11 protein-coding genes are annotated in these 17,926 nt (G+C 65.8%); 7 read left to right on the top strand and 4 right to left on the bottom strand.

The window, feature by feature from the left end; all coding sequences use genetic code 11:
* Positions 1-250: 250 nt before the first annotated feature.
* Positions 251-1,507, top strand: coding sequence for an IS701 family transposase (locus P3102_RS34140; RefSeq protein ID WP_276364779.1), 1,257 nt, complete (start codon positions 251-253; stop codon positions 1,505-1,507).
* Between the two features lie 579 nt (positions 1,508-2,086).
* On the opposite strand, the gene P3102_RS34135 is transcribed toward P3102_RS34140, so the two are convergent.
* The 3 genes from P3102_RS34135 to P3102_RS34125 form a co-directional block, all read right to left on the bottom strand.
* Positions 2,087-2,764 (bottom strand): 3-oxoacid CoA-transferase subunit B, encoded by a 678-nt coding sequence (locus P3102_RS34135; RefSeq protein ID WP_276364778.1) that lies wholly within the window; start codon positions 2,762-2,764, stop codon positions 2,087-2,089.
* A complete protein-coding gene (locus P3102_RS34130) occupies positions 2,764-3,531 on the bottom strand; it encodes a CoA transferase subunit A (protein WP_276364777.1) in 768 nt (255 codons plus the stop codon). The genes P3102_RS34135 and P3102_RS34130 overlap by 1 nt, the downstream gene beginning before the upstream one ends.
* A gap of 97 nt (positions 3,532-3,628) precedes the next feature.
* Positions 3,629-4,660, bottom strand: a complete 1,032-nt coding sequence (locus P3102_RS34125) for a hypothetical protein (protein WP_276364776.1) — start codon at positions 4,658-4,660, stop codon at positions 3,629-3,631.
* A 458-nt stretch (positions 4,661-5,118) separates the two neighbouring features.
* On the opposite strand from P3102_RS34125, the gene P3102_RS34120 reads away from it, so the two are divergent.
* From P3102_RS34120 to P3102_RS34100, 5 genes are all read left to right on the top strand, one after another.
* The gene (locus tag P3102_RS34120) at positions 5,119-6,075 is read left to right on the top strand and encodes a 3-hydroxyacyl-CoA dehydrogenase family protein (protein ID WP_346660152.1); all 957 of its coding nucleotides are present in this window, start codon (positions 5,119-5,121) and stop codon (positions 6,073-6,075) included.
* An 88-nt stretch (positions 6,076-6,163) separates the two neighbouring features.
* Positions 6,164-8,092, top strand: a complete 1,929-nt coding sequence (locus tag P3102_RS34115; protein ID WP_276364774.1) for a GAF domain-containing protein — start codon at positions 6,164-6,166, stop codon at positions 8,090-8,092.
* A 221-nt stretch (positions 8,093-8,313) separates the two neighbouring features.
* Positions 8,314-9,948: a tannase/feruloyl esterase family alpha/beta hydrolase gene (locus tag P3102_RS34110; protein WP_276364773.1), complete on the top strand. Its 1,635-nt coding sequence runs from the start codon at positions 8,314-8,316 to the stop codon at positions 9,946-9,948.
* Between the two features lie 72 nt (positions 9,949-10,020).
* Complete coding sequence (locus tag P3102_RS34105; RefSeq protein ID WP_276364772.1) at positions 10,021-11,343, top strand: MFS transporter; 1,323 nt, start codon at positions 10,021-10,023, stop codon at positions 11,341-11,343.
* An 86-nt stretch (positions 11,344-11,429) separates the two neighbouring features.
* Entirely contained in the window at positions 11,430-12,626 is a 1,197-nt protein-coding gene (locus tag P3102_RS34100) for a thiolase family protein (RefSeq protein ID WP_276364771.1), read from the top strand.
* Positions 12,627-13,278: 652 nt separating this feature from the next.
* Here the strand turns inward: P3102_RS34100 and P3102_RS34095 are convergent.
* Positions 13,279-15,093, bottom strand: a complete 1,815-nt coding sequence (locus P3102_RS34095; RefSeq protein ID WP_276364770.1) for a GAF domain-containing protein — start codon at positions 15,091-15,093, stop codon at positions 13,279-13,281.
* 2,178 nt (positions 15,094-17,271) lie between these two features.
* On the opposite strand from P3102_RS34095, the gene P3102_RS34090 reads away from it, so the two are divergent.
* The gene (locus P3102_RS34090; protein ID WP_276364769.1) at positions 17,272-17,676 is read left to right on the top strand and encodes a hypothetical protein; all 405 of its coding nucleotides are present in this window, start codon (positions 17,272-17,274) and stop codon (positions 17,674-17,676) included.
* The last annotated feature ends 250 nt before the right edge of the window (positions 17,677-17,926 follow it).

Below are 17,926 nucleotides of genomic sequence, written 5' to 3'. Positions count from 1 at the left end.
CGACCTGGGCCTGGTCCCACTGGCGCAGACGCCACCAACACCGTGCCGCACAAGCCCACTACCAGCGACGACGCACCAAAAATCACGACATGCTGCTGGAGCACTAGTACTCCAGCCGGACTTTGTGATGTCGCTGGTGGGCTGCCTGGAGACGGGTGCGGCCACCAGTTGATCATGGTCGGTTGTGTGGACTAACCCTGATCGGCTGGTGGCCGCAGGTCCCAGCGTAAACCCTGACCGGTGGGCGGTGATGTTCGAGGAGATGATCAGCCGGATCGCCGGTCGGTTCACCCGCGTCGAACCCCGCCGACGTGCACGAGCACTGCTGCTCGGGCTGCTGTCGGACCTGCCGGACAAGAATTGCTGGACCATCTCCGAACACGCCGGCGACGACACCCCCGACGGGCTTCAACACCTGCTGCGCAAAGCGGTCTGGGACGCGGAGGAGGTCCGCGACGACCTGCGCGACTACGTCACCGAACACCTCGGCGACACCGGTGCCGTGCTGGTCGTCGATGAAACCGGTGACCTGAAGAAAGGCGTTCACACCGTCGGAGTGCAACGCCAATACACCGGCACCGCGGGTCGCATCGAGAACGCCCAGGTCGCGGTTTACCTCACCTACGCCACCGACACCGGGCACGCGTTCATCGACCGGGCCCTCTACCTCCCGAAATCCTGGACCACCGATCCCGAACGTTGCGCAGGCGCCGGAATCCCTACCGACACTGTGTTCGTGACGAAACCCGCGCTGGCGACCACCATGATCGGGCGCGCTCTCGACGCCGGCGTCCGTGCACAGTGGGTCGCCGGGGACGAGGTTTACGGAGCCGACCCCAGCCTGCGCAAGAACCTGGAAAAGCGCGGTATCGGCTATGTTCTCGCCATCGGCCGCGACCGCCGGGTCAGCACTCCAGCCGGCGTGCTGCGCGCTGACGGTGTCGCCGCGAGGCTGCCCAAGCACGTCTGGCAACGCCTCTCCGCCGGCGCCGGGGCGAAAGGACATCGCTACTACGACTGGGCTTTCGCCGACATCGACACCGACGAGCCCGACGGGCACCGGTGGCTGCTGATGCGCCGTCACCGCACCACCGGCGAGTTGGCGTTCTACCGCTGCTACTCGCCCGAACCCGTGCCGCTACGGATCCTGCTCCAGGTCGCGGGCCGCAGATGGACGATCGAGGAATCCTTCCAGACCGGCAAAGGTCTCACCGGGCTTGATCAACACCAGGTCCGACGCTGGACCTCCTGGCACCGCTGGACGGTCATGGCGATGCTCGCCCACGCGTTCCTCGCCGTTGTCGCGTCCACCGAACGAAACACCGAACCAGCAACCGCCGGATGGATCTCGTTGACCTGCAACGAAATCCACCACCTGTTCACCACACTCATCAGCCGACCCGTTCTCGATGTCGCGCACCGGATCCGCTGCTCGACGTGGCGCAGACGCCACCAATACCGCGCCCAACAAGGCCACTACCAGCGACAATCGACCCACGAACCATGACCATCACGAACTACGACTGAAGTACTAGGCCGCGGCGACGACGAAGCCGTGCGAGGCAAGGTGCTTCAATAGCGGAGCGGTACCGGTCGAGGGTCGCCGGCGCGGCGTTCGCGATCGTCCCTGTGACGCCACCCACCGCCAGTAGAGCCACGGTTGAGAATGCGGTGCCGGTGGTGCCGCTCCCGCGTCAGCGTTTCGGAGAAAAAACATGTAACTCATGGGTTCTCCTCTAATCGAAGAAGGAAGTCCCGGACAGATAAAAGAAAGATACGAGCCGTCGCTTGATCCGACAGTAGGGAGGTTCCCCTCAAAGCACAATGTCCGCGGCTACATAGAACGGCGAGAATAACGACGCGTTCTCGTACGCTAACTTTTACCAACCGGCACTATGTCGCTCGGAGGTGCAGCTCAAGACGGCTTCGGGGCGCCGGGTAAGGCGGCCACAGAGCCGCCTGTGCGGCTCTGTGGCGCAGGCATCGGAGTGGTGGCCGCCTGCCAACCCAGTGGCTGTGTCAGCCGGTGGTTCTGCTGTGGCTTCCACCTTGCCCGGTTCGTGGGTGAGTATTGCCAACCGGGCTGTCATAGGTGGGCTCCCGAGCCGATGTTGTTCGCGCGGGCAGGAGGGGCCGTGGTGAGGACGGGTGCGCCCGTGGCGGCGACGATGTCGTCGGCGGTGACGTCGGGTGCGGTCTCGATCAGCTGGAGCCCTTCGTCGGTCACGTCGAGGACGCCGAGGTCAGTGATGATGCGGTTGATGCATCGGCGGCCGGTGAGCGGCAGGGTGCATTTCTCCACGATCTTGGGGCTGCCGTCGCGGGCGGTGTGTTCGGTGAGGGCGACGACGTGGCGTGCGCCGTGGACGAGGTCCATGGCGCCGCCCATGCCTTTGATCATTTTCCCGGGAATCATCCAGTTGGCGAGGTCGCCCTGGGCGGAGATCTGCATGGCTCCGAGGATCGCGGTGTCGATGTGGCCGCCGCGGATCATGCCGAACGAGTGCGCGGAGTCGAAGAAACTGGCTCCAGAAAGTGTGGTGACTGTTTCTTTTCCGGCGTTGATGAGGTCGGGGTCGACCTCCGAGTCGCTGGGGTAGGGGCCGGTGCCGAGGATGCCGTTCTCGGAGTGCAGGACGACGTGGACGTCTGCGGGAATGTGGTTGGGAACGAGGGTGGGCAGGCCGATGCCGAGGTTGACGTAGCTGCCGTCGGCGAGTTCGGCGGCGGCGCGGGCGGCCATCTGGTCGCGTGTCCACGGCATCAGGTGGTGGTCCTTTCACTGGTGGTGCGGCGTTCGATGGGTTTGTCCGAGGCTTGCTCGGGCGTGAGTTCCACGACGCGTTGGACGTGGATCCCTGGTACGTGGATCTGGTCGGGGTCGAGGTCACCGGGTTCGACGAGTTCTTCGACTTCGGCGATGGTGATACGCCCGGCGGCCGCGGCCAGCGGGTTGAAGTTGGCCGCGGACCGGTGGAAGACCAGGTTCCCGTGCCGATCCCCGCGATAGGCGTGTACCAGTGCGAAATCGCAGGTGATGGCTCGTTCGAGGACGTATTCGCGGCCATCGAATTCTCGGGTCTCGCGAGGCGGGGACGCGAGCGCGACCGTGCCGTCCTCGGCGTAGCGCCACGGCAGACCGCCGTCGGCGATCTGCGTGCCGACTCCGGCGGGGGTGAAGAACGCGGGAATGCCCGCACCCCCGGCGCGTAACCGCTCGGCGAGCGTGCCTTGGGGGATGAGTTCGACTTCGAGTTCGCCTGCCAGGTATTGGCGGGCGAACTCCTTGTTCTCGCCCACATAGGATGCGACGACCCGCGCGACCCGGCCGGATTCCAGCAGAACTCCGAGTCCTCGTCCGTCCGTGCCGCAGTTGTTCGACACGAGGCTCAGCCTGGACGCTTCGGTGCCGTGCACGGCGTGGATGAGGGTCTGGGGTATGCCGCAGAGTCCGAAGCCGCCGACGGCCAGGGACGCTCCGTCGTGGATGTCTGCCACGGCCTCGGCGGCGGTGGCGACGAGCTTGTTCATGGAAAAACCGCTCCTAGGGAGGTCATGGGGCTCCCCGGCCGGGGGCGAGCGGAATCGCGCGTGCCCCCGGCCGGGGAAGCGGGGTTGGTGGATGCCGCTACGCGCAGGTGCTGTCGATGACGTAGTAGTTCGCGGCGGTCTGGCGGAGTTTCGTTGTCACATGGAGATTGTTGAGGCCGAGGTTCTGGTTGGAGCCGTTGGCCAGTGCGTAGCCGTAGCTGTTGTGTGCCCGGCCGGCGACCACGTGGCTGTAGTTGGACGAGGTGAAGCACTGACCGGCCGGAGTGCTGGTGGGCGGCGCCGTCGTGCTGGTCGGTGTCGCCGTGCCGGTGGTGGGGGTGGGCGTGCCGGTCGGCGGGTTCTCGTGCGCGATGATGAACGCGCGCATCGCGGCGAGCGCGGTGGCGTCCTTGATAATGGTGAAATGGGTCGGTGCCGCGGGCCCGGAGAGCAGGTGGTTGTCGTCGGCGCCCGCGAGTTTGGCGGTGTCGTAGGGTGCCGCGTTGGTGTCTTTGACCGACCGGATGGTCATGTACGCGACCTGGGGGTGCCCCGGCACTTCGGTGCCGGAGTTGAGTTCACGCAGGAACGGGGAGTTCGCGGAGCCGAATTGCTGGCAGGACACGTAGAACTGGCAGCCGTTGTTGGTGGTGCCATGCTGGGGACCGGCGTAGCCGATGTATTGCGACACCTTGTCCGCGCCGCCGAGGTTTTTGATGTAGTAGCGGGCCGCCAGCGTGGACGCGGACCAGGTCGCGAGCACGACCTTGGACGCGCCGGTCTGCGAACGCACCTGATCGACCTTCGTGCCGAGTTCTTGCGCGGCCTTGGCGAGGTCCTGGGTCATGCTGCTGCTGTCGGTCCAGGTGAACAGCCGGTTCGCCGCCCACCCGTTGGACTGCAGATTCGATTTCATCGTGTCCATATTGGACGGGGTGCCGGTCATGCCGGGAACCATGATCACCGGGTCGTGCGTCGCGGCGGTCGTCTCGGCATTGGCCGAGTACGACGTCAACGCGACCACCGTCGTGACCACCGCGACCACTGCGGCGGACGCCGCGGCCAGCAGTCGTGTCCGTCGGTTCGGGGAGTGTTCTGATGCGAAAGACGGCTGGGGATTCGCAGGCATCGTTGCCTCCTTGAGCTACGGTACTTGCGCGAAATCGCTTAAGCGTTTCGCGCCCTCGGTGCGTGAAGGGCCGTTTGATCCGAGGTGGCAACACTGTAGGGACAAAGCACCCCGGTAGGGGTATGTGCAAAAGTCACACTCTTGTGGAGCCACGGATGTGTTACCCGTCGCGTTGCCGCACGGGAAGTGGGCAAATCGGTCACAAAGCTATCGATTGTCGGACGACAACGCCGGGCCCGGACCCCCGTGACCGGCTGGTCTTCCATCCCGGGAGTGACAGGGGAACATTGTTAGGGACTCAGAAGTGTGCTGTCCGCCTATTTGTCCAATGGTCCGGCACTAATACCGTGTAGCTCACTCGCGGTTATCGCTCACGGCCGAGGCAGTACTGACAGTTATCGGCTCACAGAGCGAGGTTACCTCGGTAACGCCCCCTCGTAACCGGGCTTTTCCACGCCGTGCGCCAGTCAGGTTCGCGAACCCATTCTGAAGGAAGTCGTTCAGTGACCCGTTTCGGCATTATCGGTGGTGGTCTCATGGGCCATGGCATCGCCGTCGCCTTGGCCCAGGCCGGCCACCAGGTCGGTGTCTTCGACATTGATCCCGTCGTCTTGGCAAGTCTTGACGCCCGTGTCGGCCAGGCGTTGTCGCGCATCGGCGTTCCGCCCGGCCAGATTCGCACGGTTCAGGAGCGCATCGCTCCCGTTGCTTCGCTGCCTGAGCTGGCGCGGCGGTCGGAGATCGTCGTGGAGTCGGTATCGGAACGCTTGGCGGTCAAGCACGACGTACTGGCGGCCATCGAGTCCGACATCGCGCCGGACACGCCGATCTGGACGAACACGTCGGTGCTGTCGATCAGCAAGGTGGCCCACGCGATGGCCCACCCCGAGCGCCTGGTCGGCGTGCACTGGTGGAACCCGCCCTATCTGATTCCCCTGGTGGAGATCGCGCCAGGGGAGGAGTCCGACGCGAACGTCGTCAAACACGCCTACGACCTGATCGCGTCGCTGGGCAAGACCACCGTCCGGCTGCACCGGGACGTGCCGGGGTTCATCGGGAACCGCCTGCAGTTCGCGCTGGTGAGAGAGGCCCTCTACCTGCTCGACGAGGGTGTGTGCGAGCCGGAGACGATCGACACCGTCGTCCGCGCCAGCCTCGGGTTGCGGTGGGCCGCCGTGGGGCCGATGGAGAACGCCGACTACATCGGACTGGACCTCACCCGCGCGATCCTGGCCAACCTGGCGCACGACCTGTCCACCCAGACGAACTCGTTCCCCACCCTCGACCAGCTCCTGGAACAAGCCCGCACCGGCCGCCCCACAGGGAGCGGGCTGCTCACCTGGCCGGACGGACGCGGCGACGAGGTGGCCACGCGACTGGAAGCCGGGATCCGCCGAGGCCTGTCCCCGAACTGACTCGCAACCTCGATCATCGAAGGTCACACTGTCCACAAGGCGTGGTCGAACGCGCGGCGGGACGTGCCGTTGCTCATCAGGAGGATTGATGCGGGCGAAAGGCGAATCCCTGCTGCAGTTACTGCAGCAGGACGCGGATATCAGTGCCTTCGACACCGCAGTGACGCGGGCGCGGGCGGAGAACGTGTCTCCTGACGAGCTCGCCGAGGTCGAGCGGGAACGCGCGATCGCGTTGCAGTTGCGCGAGACCCTTATCCGGCACCGCCGGAACGAAGCCGAGTTGCAGCTGCTCAACGACACGGCCAACGATCTCGCGTCGATTCGGGATCTCGATTCGATCCTGCAGGCCATCGCCGACCGGGCCCGCCGGCTGCTGGAATGCGACCTGGCCTACATCAGCCTCAGCGACAACGACCGCGGGGACTGCTTCATCAAAGCGGCCTCGGGAAACATCTCCGGCCTGCTCGTCGGCCTGCGGCTCGCTCCGGGCTGCGGACTCGGTGGCATGGTCGCCCGGACAGGTGAGCCCTACAGCGTGCAGTCCTACCTGCTTGACAGCGCGCTCACGCACACCGAGCCCGTCGACCGGACCGTCACCGCCGAGGGAATCGATTCGCTCCTCGGTGTCCCGGTGAAGCTCAAGCAGGAGGTGATCGGTGTCCTGCTCGCGGCCCACCGTGCTGTACGGACCTTCAGCGGCCGCGACATCAACGCGTTGAGCATGCTCGCCAACCACGCCGCCGTCGCGATCCAGAACTCCCGGCTGCTTACCGCCGCGCAGACCGCGGTCGAGGATCTGCGTATCGCGAACTCGACCATCGGTTCCCACGTCGACGACCTGGAACGCACCGCCGAGGTGCATGAGCGCCTCACGAAACTGGTCATCCAGGGCAAGGGTGTCGACGAAGTCGTTCAAGCGACCGCGGCCGCGGTCCCGGGTGAGGTCGTGGTCGTGGACGAACACGGGGTCGCGATCGCCACGTCGGGCGACGACGGTGATGCGCCGCTGGTGGAGCTGGCCGAGATCGGTGTCGAGGCGCGCCGGTCTGGTCATACCCTCGTGCGGGACCATCTTTGCGTCGTGCCGATGATCACCGAGTCCGAGCCGCTGGGCACTATCGTCCACATCGGCCCGTCGACGATCAGTGACACCGACCGGCGCATCCTGGAGCGGGCCGCGCTGGTCGCCGCCCTGGTCCTGGTCACCCGGCGGCGGATGGCCGAAGCCGAAGCGCGGGTCCGCGGTGAACTGCTCGGCGAACTGCTCACCCAGCAGGCCCAGGACTACGACCTGCTGCGACGGCGTGCGGCGATCCTCGGTGTCGACCTCGACACCTGTCACGTCATGGTCGTCGCTTACCTGGAAGGCCCCGCGCGCGAGCGGATCTATTCCGCCATCGCCGCGCTGGCCCGCCGTTTCCGCGGCCTGGCCACTCATCATCAGGACGCGGTCGTGCTGCTGGCCCCTGGCGACGAACCGCGTGTGGTCGCCAGCGCCGCGTCCCGGGAGTTGGCGCGGGCCTCTCGCCGCCGCGTCACCGCCGGCGTGGCCCGGGTCCCGCACCCCACCGCGATCATCGCCGCACATGACGAAGCCACCCGATGCATGCGCGCTCTGCTGTCACTCGGCCGCCACGGTGACACGGCCGAGGCGGGCGACCTCGGTTTCGTCGGGACCTTGTTCAACGGCCGACCCGATCTCAGTGGTTTCATCAACACCACGATCGGCCCGATCCTGGACTACGACCGCGTCAACCGGACCGAACTCCTGCACACGCTCGAAGTCTTCTGCGCCACCAACCACAACGCCCGCACCACCGCGCAGACACTGCATCTGCACCACAACACGGTGTCCCAGCGTCTCAATCGCATTAGCCACCTCATCGGCGACACCTGGCGTCACGCCGATCAGCTCCTGGAGATCCAAGTCGCCTTGCGCCTGCTCAAGGTCACCGACGCCGCGAACACTACGACTACGCCACCTCCACGCACAGACTCGGCGGACGAGGTGAGGTAAGTCCCCTCCGCGGTCTTCCACCGGACGCACACGGCTCGTGAAGGTCGCACTCACGATGTCACCAACGGGCGTGCGTGGGTGATAGTCGGTCAGAAACACACCACAGGTGTCACACCTGAACAGTCGGCAACCGGATCCTGTGTGCCACGCGCACATCGCGGTGAGTGGTCGTTGCTGCCTAGCCTGATGCCCGCGCCAAGGTACGAACGATGGAGGTCGTCATGAAGGTCTTCCGCACAGCCGTGGTGGTGACCCCGTTGCTCGCCACCCTCGCCATGCCGCTCGCCGCACACGCCCAGCAATCAACGGCCGGGCTTTGCGCCGGCCTCGATGGCATCGAGGTCCCCGCTGCGGTGATCAGCCTGCCCACCTCGGGGGCTCAGGTCACCGCGACCCGGCTGGTCGCCGCCACCGCGACGATGGGGGAGTACTGCTCGGTCGATGCCGCGATCCGGCCCGTGGACCCGACCGCCCCCAAGATTAAAATGCAATTAGCCCTGCCGACACAGTGGAATCACAACTCACTGATGTTCGGTGGAGGTGGTTACGACGGCACCATCCCCAACGTCGCCGGCAACGTCCCCTTCGGACCCACAGACCGACCCGTACCTCTCGCCCGTGGCTATGCCGTCTTCGCCAGTGACTCCGGACACCAGGCGACGCCGGGATTTCCGCCGAGTACCACCCTTGACGGATCGTTCGGCCTCAACGATGAAGCGGTGCGGAATTTCGCGGGCGACGCGCTGAAGAAGACCAGGGACACGGCCGTCTATCTCATTGGCAAGCGTTACGCGGGCACGCCACCGGACCACAGCTATTTCGCCGGGGGATCCACCGGTGGCAGGGAGGCGCTCGCCGTCGCCCAACGCTGGCCAACCGCGTTCGACGGGGTGATCGCGGTCTATCCCGCGTGGAACGCCGCCAGCCTCGACCTGTTCTTCGGCTACGAAACACAGGTCCTGTCCCAGCCAGGCGCCTTTCTCAACCCGGCCGAACAAGCCCTGCTCTACCACGGTGTCATCGACGCCTGCGACCGCCGCGACGGCCTCACCGACGGCGTCGTGTCCAATCCGGACGGCTGCCATTTCACGCCCTGGGTCCTGCGCTGTCCCGGCGGGAAGGACACCGCGGACACCTGCCTGTCCAACGCCCAGATCAACGCCGTCGTGCGGATCTCCTCGCCGTTGTACTGGACCTACCGCCTCGGCAGCGGCGAGCGGGGCTACCCGGGATTCCCGTTCCTGTCCGGAGCCAAAATGAGCACGCCACTGCTCGGTATGGGCGCGCAGGCACCGACCCACCCGATGCCGACGACAGCCGGATACGGACCGCAGTTCTGGGACCAGTGGACGCGGTACTTCGTCACCCGCGACCCGTCCTTCAACTCCCTCACCCTCGACCCGAGGGCCCCCGGCAAGTGGAAGCAGCGAATCAGCGACCTGTCGACACTGCAGGACGTCAACAATCCCGACCTGCGTCCCTTCGCACGGGCGGGCGGCAAGCTGCTGATGCTGCACGGCGCCGCCGACGAACTGGTCAGCTCACGCTCCACCGCCGAGTACTTCGACCGCGTCCAGCGCACCGTCGGCCGTCAGGCCACCGACCGGTTCGCCAGGTTCTACGTCGTGCCCGGCGCCAACCACGTCAACGTCGGCGCCGCGTTCGCCGCGGGATGGGACTCGCTCACCGCGCTGGAAACCTGGACCAGCCAAGGGAAAGCACCTACCCGCCCGGTGGTCACCGACGTCAACCCCACGGCAGGGCAACGCACCCGTCCCCTGTGCGAATACCCGACTTGGCCCCGCTATACCGGCGGAGACCCGAACGACGCCCGCAGCTTCACCTGCCAGAAATAGCGACTCTTCAACCGCAGCAGCAAACAGCACCCCTCCGGACTCATGACCGTGAGGGCTACCAGTGGAGCCTCAATGACGAGAACCAACGAATCCACCACGCCTCGGACCAGCATGGGCCGAGTCGTCGCCGCCAGCCTGGTCGGCACCGCCGTCGAGTGGTACGACTTCTTCCTCTACGGCTCGGCCGCGGCGCTGGTGTTCAACAAACTGTTCTTCCCCAACAGCGACCCGCTCGTCGGGGTGATGCTCGCGTTCCTGACCTACGCGCTCGGTTTCGTCGCCCGCCCCATCGGCGGCCTGGTGTTCGGGCACTTCGGTGACCGCCTCGGCCGCAAGAAGCTCCTCATGGTCAGCCTCATGCTCATGGGCGCGTCCACCGCCGCCATCGGCCTGCTCCCCACCTACGGGTCGATCGGCATCTGGGCGGCGGTGCTGCTGACCAGTCTGCGGCTGGTGCAGGGCTTCGCCGTCGGCGGCGAATGGGGCGGCGCCGTGCTGTTGGTCAGCGAACACGGTTCCGCCGAACGCCGGGGATTCTGGGCGAGCTGGCCGCAGGCGGGCGTCCCGATCGGCAACCTGCTGGCCACCGCCGTCCTGGCGATCCTCGCCGGGACGATGGACGAAGCGGCCTTCCTCAGCTGGGGCTGGCGCATCCCCTTCCTGCTCTCCGCCGCCCTCGTCGTCCTCGGCTTCTGGATCCGCACGGCCGTCGAAGACGCCCCCGCGTTCATCAAGGCGAAAGAGCTGGTGGACGCCGGCAACACCCCGCGCCGGGCACCCGCCCTGGAAGCACTGCGCCGTCACCCCAAGGAAATCGCGATCTGCATGGCCGCCCGGGTCGGGGAAAACGTCTCCTACTACGTCATCACCGCGTTCGTGCTCACCTACGTCACGACCCATCTCAAACTTTCCAGCGGCGTCGTCCTCACCGCCCTGCTGGTCGCCAACGCCGTCCATCTCGTGGCGATCCCGCTGTTCGGCGCGCTGTCCGATCGGGCCGGGCGGCGGCCGGTGTATCTGGCGGGTGCCATCGGGACCGCCGCGTGGGCGCCGGTGTTCTTCCACCTTCTCGACACCCGCCAACCCGCACTCATCATCCTGGCGGTGACCGGCGGCCTGTTCATGCACGCGGCCATGTACGGCCCGCAAGCGGCGTTCTTCGCCGAGCAATTCGACATCAGCGTCCGCTACAGCGCCACCTCCATCGGCTACCAGGTCACCTCGATCTTCGCCGGGTCCCTCGCGCCGATCATCGCCGTCGCGCTGCTGCGGAACTACGGCAGCGCCACACCTATCGTCATCTACATCGCGATCGCCGCCGCCATCTCGGTCCTCGGCATCCTCGCGGCCAGGGAAACCCGGCGCCGCGACATTTCGAAAGTTCCGACTCACTGATTCGCGGCTCACTTCCACGTCACAATAGGAAAACTCCCGGGCGTATCAGGACACCTGACACCTCCTCTTCAAGAAAGCAGACATTCATGACGGACGCGGTCATCGTCGATGCCGTACGAACCCCGATCGGCAAAGGGAAACCCAACGGCGCACTCGCCGGGGTGCACCCGGTCGACCTTCACGCCCACGTGATCCGCTCTCTTGTCGAACGCAACGGTATCGACCCGGCGCGGATCTCCGATGTGATCAGCGGCGCGGTCGGTCAGGTCGGCGAGCAAAGCATGAACACCGCCCGCTGGGCCGCGCTCGCCGCGGGCCTGCCGGAGTCGGTCCCCGCGGTGACCGTGGACCGGCAGTGCGGCAGCAGCCAGCAAGCGGTCCATTTCGCCGCACAGGGCGTGGTCGCCGGTGCCTACGACCTCGTCATCGCCTCCGGCGTCGAGTCGATGAGCCGCGTACCCATGGGCAGCCAGACCACCGGGCGCGACCCGTACGGCCCGCTGATCGCGGGCCGCTATCCGGACGGTCTCGTCCCGCAGGGCATCAGTGCCGAACTCATCGCCGACAAATGGGGCCTGACCCGGTCGCAGCTGGACACCTACTCGGCGGAAAGTCACCTGCGAGCGGCGAAGGCATGGGCTGATGGCAGGTTCGCTCGCGAGGTCGTCCCGCTCAAAGCCCCCGGGTCCGACGGTGTGCTGCGAGAGGTCACCATCGATGAGTCCGTACGGTCCGGCACCACGCCGGAGATCCTCGCCGGTCTCCAGCCCGCTTTCCGTACTGCCGCCTGGGAACGGCGCTTCCCGCAGCTCGGTTGGCAGGTCTCCGCCGGCAACTCCTCGCCGATCAGCGACGGTGCCGCGGCGGCACTGATCACCAGCTCCGCAACTGCGAAAGCGCTCGGGTTGCGTCCGCGAGCCCGGATTCACAGTGTCGCCGTCGTCGGCGACGACCCGCTGTACATGCTCACCGGGATCATCCCCGCCACCCGGACGGTCCTGGCCCGGGCGGGACTGCGGATCTCCGACATCGATGCCTTCGAAGTCAACGAGGCCTTCGCCTCCGTCGTACTCGCCTGGCAGGTCGAGACGGGCGCAGACCTTGCGAAAGTGAACATTAACGGCGGCGCGATCGCGCTTGGCCACCCACTCGGCGGCAGCGGCACCCGGCTGCTGACCACCTTGATATCGGTACTCGAACAGACCGGTGGCCGATTCGGCCTGCAAACCATGTGCGAAGCGGGCGGACTCGCCAACGCGACGATCATCGAACGCCTGAACTGACGTCCAATTCCTCAGTTCCGGCTAGGCCCTCGAGGACGTCGGTCGCGCGGTCCAGACGCACAGTTGGCTTGCTGCCCGCATAGCTTCGGGCGCGGGCTCACCGTCTGCGATCTCACATCCAGCTAGGCAGAGCCCGGAGACGTTCGTGGTGTCGGAGGCCAGAGCCGCTCTGGCGAAGCGGCACGATTGCGAACGGTGCTAGCCTGCGGCGATCGATGTGGGTTACGGATCGCTGCCAGGTCGCACCGCGCTACTCCGACGAGTTCGTGACCAGGGACCAGGCATCGGCTGCCACGACGTGGAGTGGGTCACGGTCCCTATTGGCGAGTACCGCGGCCTAGTCGCCGCGAAATCGGTAGTGCGTAGGGAAGGGGCCGATGAGCCCTGCCGATCCCTAGACTGCGTCTCGGGCAGCCACTGCAACTGGACCATTCCGACGCGTTCGGAAACGCTGGAGAGTCCTAACATTTTGGGTCGAGTATGGTGAGTCGCGCTGACGAGCCCCGCCTGCTTTGTGTCGCCCGGTTCCGGGCTTGTCGGAGCCGGTGAAATGTCATCACTTGAAGTGTCATTGTATGAACAAATCGTAGTAACCTGAAATAGGTATGAATGCCCGCAAAAAATGGTTTTATGCAGGTCTGCATGCGCTAGCTCACGTTGTCGGCGTCGCGCGATGATGTTCGGGGACATGCAGTTCGTGCAGGCGCAGCGCGAGTTGAATTTCTAGTATGCGGTCTGGGCATTGCCAGTCCGGGCCGAGCAGTTTGCCGATTCGGTCCAGTCGCTGGCCGACGGTGTTGACATGGACATGGACGATATCCTTGGTGCGAGGAACGCTGCAGCCGCTAGCGAAGTAGGCTTTAAGGGTGCGGATCAGTTCGGTTCCGCGGTCGCGGTCATAGTCGAAGACCGGGCCCAGCGTCTCGTGGACGAAGCCGGTGTGATCGGCGTGGTCGGCGAGCACGAGGCCGATGAAACCCAGTTCCGCCATCGAGGCTCCGGTCCCTGCGCGCCCGAGCCGGAGCAGCGCGCGCAGGCATCGGCTTGCTTCGTGGTAGGCGGCTGCGAGACCGGACGGTTCGCACGCTGGGCCGCCTGCCGCGACTGTGACGGGCAGCCCTGCGTGGGAGCCGAGCGCGGAGGCGATGCGGGCGGCCAGTGCCCCAGGCGTGTCAGTGAGGGCCAGAAGCACCACCTGGTCGGAGTGGATGCCGCTGAGTACCGCGAACGGGGCGGCCGCTGCGGCCAGGCGTCGCCGGGACACCTCGCCGGCGTGGACGATGAAGACCGCGTGCCGGACGGTCAGGTCCACGCCGAGCCGATGGCCGCGCTCGATGAGGGCGGAGGGGTTGCGCTCAGGTGCGGTGAGCAGGTCGGTGAGCAGTTCACCACGAACCTCGTCTTCGGCCTTGGCTGCCGAACGGCGCAGCATCTGCAGCAGTGCGGTCACTACCGCGGCGCGCTCGAAGAGCCGTCGATCGGCGGCGGCCAGCCTGGTGTCGGTCCGCAGCACGATGCTGCCGAGCAATTCAGGCCCCGCCTGCACGGCGCAGACCCAGCCCTCCGAGGTGACCGCGGCGCGGCCGGAATTGTGGGACGCGGCGACTGCCCGGGGGTCCGGCGGGGCCGTGGGCAGCCCGGCGTGGGCGAGTTGCCCGCCGTCGGTGTCGTACACGCCGATGCCGCCGTGCAGTACGCCGGCGACGGCGGCGGCGACGGCGGAGGTGTTTTCGCCGCGCAGCACCAGATCCATCAGCCGGTCGTGGGCCTCCTCGGCGCGTTCCATCGCTTGGCTGTGGGTGCTGAGTTCCGCCAGCAGCCGCGCGTTGTCCAGCGCGATGGCGGCATGGACGGCAAGGGAGGACAGCAAGGCGATTTCCTCAGGGGTGAACTCGCGCGGGGCACGGTCCGCGGCGTACAGGACGCCGGTGACGGTTTCACCTACGGTCAGCGGCACGGCGAGCAGTGCGGTCAGCCCCTCGTCGCGGACCGCCTCGTCCACCGGCTCGGAGTGCCGGAAGTGCTCGTCCAAGCGGTAGTCGGGGGTGGTGTACGGGCGGGCCGTCTGTGCGACCAGGCCGCCGATCCCCACCCCTAGTCTCATTCTGACCTGTGGGAACAGCTTCGACACCGAGCCGTCGGTGATCTGCATCCGGGTGACGCCCGCGGCGGCGTCGGTGAGGGTGAGGTAGGACAGATCGACAGCGAGCAGCCTGCGTGCGCGGTGCACGATGGACCGCAGCACCTCGTCTGGATCACGCAGCCGGGCCAGATCGCCCGCGGTGTCGAACAACGCCGCCAGCTCCGCCTCTCGTCGCCGGTGTCCGCGCAGCGTCGCGTTGATCCGCAGCGCGAGCTTGAGGGCCGCAGCTGACGAGGAGTCTTCGACCGTCACCCGCGCCAGTTCGTCGCTGTCCGCGCCACAGGCGAGCAACTCAAGAAGCCGAGTGGGGACGTCACTGTCCATGGGCCTGTCTCCTCACTGCACAGCGGTGTGCAGGCTGTCTCGCTCGATGAGCTTCGTTCCTGGTGCGGAGTGTGTTATTCGGCTTCGCCGGGTAGGCGGGTCTCGGCTGCCTTGAGGCCGCGGACTCGACGGCGCGGTGTTCCCGCCGATACGCCTGGATCATCGGGTTCCGTGCAGGTGGAAGGTAAGGAACTCCGCACGAAACCTTCCTTCCTGCCCACCGCTGACCACCCCTGCGCTGCGGTGGGCGACCGCGTAGGGCAGCCAGCTGAAGCCATCCGGCCCGTACCTGTCCGACAGCTCTTGCCGGCGGCACGTCGGCCATCTCTCGAGCGGAGTGGGGACCCACCGTGTCCATCGCATCCTGATTCTCTTTCCACGCGTCACCTCCAGACCGCAATGTGGATGTCAACAGTGTGGACTCATATGCCTGGCCGACAATGTTTGTTTCTCACATACTGGAGGGTGTTGGAATGTTTCAACGAACCATTGCTTTCGAATCGAACTGATTTTCTTGTGCGCGATCATGGCGCGGTGTCAGCAGGCGACCTGGGCTTCCCGCAGCTCGCGGCGAGCGAGGTGAAAAGGTTGCTGTACGGGATCCACGTCGGTGTGCGGTCGTCACAGCCCTCGACCGGATGCTCCGTGGCGGACGGGCGGATCCGTACCGCCACGAGGATCCGGCCCGCGCACTTGGTCATCGCGGAGGCCTCGTTCGGACCACTCGAAGGGCCACGTACTGGACATCGGCGGGGATGCCGCTCCCCGCGCGACGTTCGGGAACCCTGAGCGCGCCGAGCTGCCGGCGACCGTCCAGGCAGACGGGCTCGGCGCGGATAGCAGGATCGGCGGTGTGGTCGCCGGCGACGTGGATGAACTACGAAAACCGTCCGGTGTCGGCGAACCCGGGCCTAAGGCGAACTTGGGATCCGAGCCGGGCAGGGTGAAGCGATCGGCGCCGGGAATCTCCACCATGGTTTGCCCCGGCCGTTCGGTCCTGCGGGGAACCGCGCGGCGACGGCGGCTCGGCGGGCGCGAAGTGCGTCTGCGGCCCGCGTGTTCTTGTCCTCCACTTCCTGGTGCGGTCATCTCGTCGCAGAGTGATCCGGCACCGGCTGAGGAACCCCAACCGGGAAAGGCGCGCCACGCGACCAAAGCTCTTGCTGGCATGGTGCTTCACCTTGGCCAAGCGACCGCGACCGGTACGGTCGCTGGGGGCGCAGTCCGACGTGCAGGACTGGGTACAGGACGTCATTAACGCTCTGTCCAATCTGACCTTCTGAGCGGCACGCCTGGTCCTTGAGGAAGCACAGGCTGGGGGACCACCTGAGTTTGCGGATAAGGCTGGTGGAACCGGTGAGTGCGAGGGTGACGAGCGTTCAGATCACAGCTTGAAGGGCATCGTGGGCGGCTTCGCCGAGGTGATCGCTTCGCACCTGCAATGTCTGATCTCGTGATCGAGTCGTCCCAGTCACCGACATGAAGCTGAGGCATATCTCTACCGGCTCGACGTGCATTCACCGGAAGTCTGACCTTCAGGTGCTTCTGGCCGACTACGGATTCTGGGCCGGATCCTCGGATGGTGTTCCGCGCGGGATGGCGTTGCGGTGATCCACGAATGGCCGGAAATGGATTACCAACGGCTCACTGGACGGAGCAACCGTCATGGCATGTCTCAACCACAGGATCCCTACCAGGGCTGTGTACCGACTGCTGGGACGCCTTCGCACGGCCGAAAACACGTCGTCTGCCGGCTCGTGAAGAAATGAAGTCCATCGCCTGCGCTTCCCAGAGGTTCTCATGAGAGCATAGGTGCTCGCAACGGGTATTGACCTCAAAGGGGCGCGGAGAGCCGTCAAACTGCGGACAGAAAAACGATAATGCGCGTTCCCGGTGCTTTAATGTCGGCGTAGTGCTTGGCTTTTCGATTGTGTCCACGTCAACTCGGCGTCCTAGCCGGCGACCTCAACGACCACGCTTGGCGAAGGTAGCACAAGTCGCCACTTCTGTGCAACGTTGCCGTGTCTACCGTTAGAAGGCAACTGATGTGGCAACAGACATTTACGTCATCGAATCACCCCTTTAATATTGCCTTATTCGCCACGATGGAATCGGGCGAAATCATTTCCGATTGGAACTTCGAAGGGAACAATAATGCGTAGGTCCACACAGGGAATCATGTCGGTCACGGCAGGCCTGATGCTCGCATCGGGGCTGGCGTTCGGCGCGACCGCATCCGCCTCCGAGTCGGTCGAGACTGCCAAGAGTCCCACGGTCTCCGGCAATGCGGCGCTGATGTCGAAGCTCAAGGCGGCGTCCCAGACGGCGAAGTCGAACGCTCAGGCGTGCTTCACGGTGATCGAGCAGAACCTTGTGTATGGAGGCTGCGCCACCAACGCCGAGTCGGGTGCCTTCATTCTGGGGGCTTGGGACGAGGACGGCAAGAGCCAGGTCAGCTCGCCTGTGTATTACGCGGGAGTCGCCTACACGGTGCTGCAGTTCAAGAAGCAGGTGAAGGGAGCGGTCGTCAGCGGGATCGCGGAAGGTGGTAAGCCCGGCGAGGTTCTCACCCGACAAGGCTGAGTCAGCAAGAAGCCCCATAGGTGACCGCACGGCGCGCCCCGCCCGCGCCGTGCGGTCATTGTGGGCTGCGCACTTCTCACCGCCACCCTCAGCGAGCTTCGTGGCTAGGACTTATAGGTTCTATCGAGGTCGTGAACTAGAGCGGACTGGACGCTGGCACCGATTGCCGGACACCTTCACGTCGACGGAAGCTGCCTGTTCGGTCATGGGCTGAGGATGTTCGCCTCGTTAATGTCGAGATAGCCGTATG

The organism is Amycolatopsis sp. QT-25, from assembly GCF_029369745.1.
Lineage (GTDB): Bacteria > Actinomycetota > Actinomycetes > Mycobacteriales > Pseudonocardiaceae > Amycolatopsis.
This window is presented reverse-complemented; position numbering and strand designations above follow the sequence as displayed.

What these genes read in the sequence shown, in the direction of transcription:
- P3102_RS34090 (WP_276364769.1), top strand. Translation starts at nt 17,272, where the DNA reads ATGTCGGTCACGGCAGGCCTGATGCTCGCATCGGGGCTGGCGTTCGGC.
- P3102_RS34135 (WP_276364778.1), bottom strand. Translation starts at nt 2,764, where the DNA reads ATGCCGTGGACACGCGACCAGATGGCCGCCCGCGCCGCCGCCGAACTC.
- P3102_RS34140 (WP_276364779.1), top strand. Translation starts at nt 251, where the DNA reads ATGTTCGAGGAGATGATCAGCCGGATCGCCGGTCGGTTCACCCGCGTC.
- P3102_RS34130 (WP_276364777.1), bottom strand. Translation starts at nt 3,531, where the DNA reads ATGAACAAGCTCGTCGCCACCGCCGCCGAGGCCGTGGCAGACATCCAC.
- P3102_RS34110 (WP_276364773.1), top strand. Translation starts at nt 8,314, where the DNA reads ATGAAGGTCTTCCGCACAGCCGTGGTGGTGACCCCGTTGCTCGCCACC.
- P3102_RS34115 (WP_276364774.1), top strand. Translation starts at nt 6,164, where the DNA reads ATGCGGGCGAAAGGCGAATCCCTGCTGCAGTTACTGCAGCAGGACGCG.
- P3102_RS34105 (WP_276364772.1), top strand. Translation starts at nt 10,021, where the DNA reads ATGACGAGAACCAACGAATCCACCACGCCTCGGACCAGCATGGGCCGA.
- P3102_RS34100 (WP_276364771.1), top strand. Translation starts at nt 11,430, where the DNA reads ATGACGGACGCGGTCATCGTCGATGCCGTACGAACCCCGATCGGCAAA.
- P3102_RS34095 (WP_276364770.1), bottom strand. Translation starts at nt 15,093, where the DNA reads ATGGACAGTGACGTCCCCACTCGGCTTCTTGAGTTGCTCGCCTGTGGC.
- P3102_RS34125 (WP_276364776.1), bottom strand. Translation starts at nt 4,660, where the DNA reads ATGCCTGCGAATCCCCAGCCGTCTTTCGCATCAGAACACTCCCCGAAC.